This window comes from Nostoc sp. CHAB 5715 (assembly GCF_020829685.1).
GTDB lineage: Bacteria > Cyanobacteriota > Cyanobacteriia > Cyanobacteriales > Nostocaceae > Nostoc.
In genome coordinates this window covers 1-2,758 of the sequence record NZ_JAIVFR010000973.1, presented here as the reverse complement: position 1 = coordinate 2,758, position 2,758 = coordinate 1, and the positions used below count along the sequence as shown (strand labels likewise).

General features: G+C 35.7%; 3 protein-coding genes and 2 pseudogenes. All 5 read right to left on the bottom strand.

The window, feature by feature from the left end:
* Positions 1-75 precede the first annotated feature (75 nt).
* Positions 76-405, bottom strand: a complete 330-nt coding sequence (locus LC574_RS34570; protein ID WP_229458129.1) for a XisI protein — start codon at positions 403-405, stop codon at positions 76-78.
* Positions 360-656: pseudogene (locus LC574_RS34565) on the bottom strand (element excision factor XisH family protein); the annotation flags it as partial. The pseudogene LC574_RS34565 and the gene LC574_RS34570, both read right to left, overlap by 46 nt.
* A gap of 12 nt (positions 657-668) precedes the next feature.
* The gene (locus LC574_RS34560; RefSeq protein WP_229458127.1) at positions 669-1,139 is read right to left on the bottom strand and encodes a hypothetical protein; all 471 of its coding nucleotides are present in this window, start codon (positions 1,137-1,139) and stop codon (positions 669-671) included.
* A 42-nt stretch (positions 1,140-1,181) separates the two neighbouring features.
* A complete protein-coding gene (locus tag LC574_RS34555; protein ID WP_229458126.1) occupies positions 1,182-2,369 on the bottom strand; it encodes a hypothetical protein in 1,188 nt (395 codons plus the stop codon).
* 199 nt (positions 2,370-2,568) lie between these two features.
* Positions 2,569-2,758 (bottom strand): annotated as a pseudogene (locus LC574_RS34550) (nuclease); the annotation flags it as partial.

Genomic DNA, 2,758 nt, shown 5'->3' with positions numbered 1-2,758 from the left:
AACTCCTTTGGTATCGATCGCGTTGCGGGTCGAGTCATATTTCAAAATAGCTGAAGTGCTTATTATATATACATTCTAGCAGTTTTTGCCCCCCGGGTTCTCTGAGTTTGTGAGAAATGCGGGTAAAACAATGTCTTCTTTGGGGACACCGAGTTCAACCAACTGGTTTGCAATCCCAACTTCAGTACCATCTTGTTGAATCCAAATTTTGCGATCGATGATGTCTAGGTGAAGGACAGTGCCATACAGTCGCTTTGAGCCGCGCCAACCAACGTAGACTAGTTGGTAGTGGTCGCGTTCGGTATCGAAAATAGTTTGGGCTTGGATGCGATCGTCCCACACCAGTTTGGCGCGTTCTGTTAGCAGGTTTTGGATGTGTTGTCGGTATTCGTTGACGGTAGCCATTGTTGAATTACCTCCTCATCAATATTGTAAATCAACAACAGAAGTTGGTTTTGCTGAACGAGTCCCTGAATAAAGGGAGTTACAAAAAATCCCTCGTAAATATCGCTGGACACTGCTAGATATAAAACCCGTTTTGGATCTTGAATACTTAAAGCTGCCCTATATGCTATAAATTGTCCCAGCGCTCCGTAAAATTCTGAAATCTTGGATGGGTCAAGGAAACTTTTGATTTCTATAGCAATTTTCAGCCCTTCCTTTTCAGCTTAGTATTTTTCTAATTCTTGTTGAAGATAATGTTGAAATTCTATTAATCTTCCTTCTCCCCAACGTTGTTTGAAAGCTTTCAGTTTTTCTATTTGATACACCTTTCCATTTGCAGGGAAGTGAACACCAGAAGCAAAGAAAATGCTGGTACTAGGAGGACAATTCCAATCATTAGTTACCCAAATGACTTCAACTGAACGATAAATATTAAATTCATCTTTATCCATTAATTCGGTGTTGAATTTATCGTCGATTAACCGAACAATGTGTGTTATGACACCATATTGTCTTAAAATTATCAGTTCTCCTTTTCCTGGTTCATTTGCATTGTTTTCATCTCTACTATTTTGGTTTCTCCAATGCAGTTTAATATGTTCTCCTATTTTGTCTGTTTCACCTGTCCATTTACTATCTTTTGTCTGATATAACTTTTTAAAATTTTTAGTCCATTTTAATTCAAGTAATTCCATGTAAACTTTCTCCTCAAGTTTTGATAGTTTAATTTTACGAGTTCAAATTACATTAAGTGCATTATCAAATTCAGAAACAAAATCATCCAAATCAGAAATATAGCCTTCTGCAACATCGAAAATACTTTTGAGGTATTCTACTCTCTCTTTAACAACATCTTCAATCCAAGAATGGACTTTAGCCTTTTGTGCTAAACTTTCAACAATTGAAGTAGTATCTTCATAGTATGAAGATAGTGAGACTAAAACTCCAATTATTTTGTGAATAACTGGCAGCTTTTTATCTGTGGTTTCGTTGCTTTTTTCAATAAAGTAGTTAAATAGATTAAGGTGAAATTTGATGTCATAATCTGCGGATAGTCTAAGTTTTTCTGGTAGGGATAAATCTTTGCTTTCAAGCCAAGGATATGGTTCCATATTTTCTAGATTCAAACTTATATCACTAAAATTAAAATCACAACTGCCATAATTATTCCAAGGAAGTTCTAGAACAAAGAAATTCATTAATAAATTGATAACATCATCATGATTTTTAGGTAATTCTTGAAAGTCCAATATAGAAGAAAAGTATTCTAATTCCAACCTAGTATCCAGCCACGAAAAAGCAGAATCTAGATCAAGAGTAGATAACTTCCATCCATGACAAGTTAAAATTTTCTCAAAAGCTGGAAATACATCCTTGCACACCACGTATGTATAAAATTGCTCTCTATATTTTAGACAAGCATTTTCAAGACTAATTTCTAAGTCTTTTTCGGTGTCTTCATCATGTTCAAAAAAATGTATTTTTCCATCTTCTCCTTCTTCGTAGAAGGCATAAGCATAACCTATTTCCCCTCTAGGCAAGAAACGTGGTAATTGATAATGCCCATAAGATAAATCATCTGGATAATTATCTGCTTTATTGTCTCGATGTGCAGCTAACATATCCAAAATGTCTGGGTAATCATTTAAATCTATCACAACCTTATTGGACAATAGAAGAGTTAAATCAATTGATGAATTGATTCTTGTCGGTTTGTTAGAAGGATTAACAAGTTCATCTACACTAGATTTAATAACATCATTAGCCAAGCTTTGATTATCTATCTCTAATGAAGAACTTCGGCGTCGGCGCCGCCGGGAAGATAAATACTCTTCTTTTGGATAGTCTATCGAGCTATCTGTAATTTTATCTATAGTCATACTTGTTTCAGCAAATAAAGAGGCTACATTTATATAATTCCCCAAAAGCTTTCTCAAGTAACAACTAATTTTAGGTAAGTAGGGTGGCACAATAAAAGCAAACTATGTGAATAAAGATAAACTAGGCCAAAACGCTCTTCCCTTCTACTTCCTGGCTTCTGGCTCATTCAAACAACAAATATTTACGCCGACCTGCTTAATGTTATTTTATGAATTCTGCTTATGTAAGCATTTATTCCCTAATTTAAGCAATACTGCCCCGCTTTCTGGCTTCTTTGTAGGAAGTTCCCACATTTTTCAAACCAGCTTTAATCATTTGTTGTTCGAGGAGGGCAAAGAAACGCGTTCTATCGCCACCTTTGACTACTGCTTGATTATGGGCTTCTGCGATCGCTACAGGGTAGCCATATCCTTTTTGGACTTGTGCTAGCATT

What these genes read in the sequence shown, in the direction of transcription:
- LC574_RS34570 (WP_229458129.1), bottom strand. Translation starts at nt 405, where the DNA reads ATGGCTACCGTCAACGAATACCGACAACACATCCAAAACCTGCTAACA.
- LC574_RS34560 (WP_229458127.1), bottom strand. Translation starts at nt 1,139, where the DNA reads ATGGAATTACTTGAATTAAAATGGACTAAAAATTTTAAAAAGTTATAT.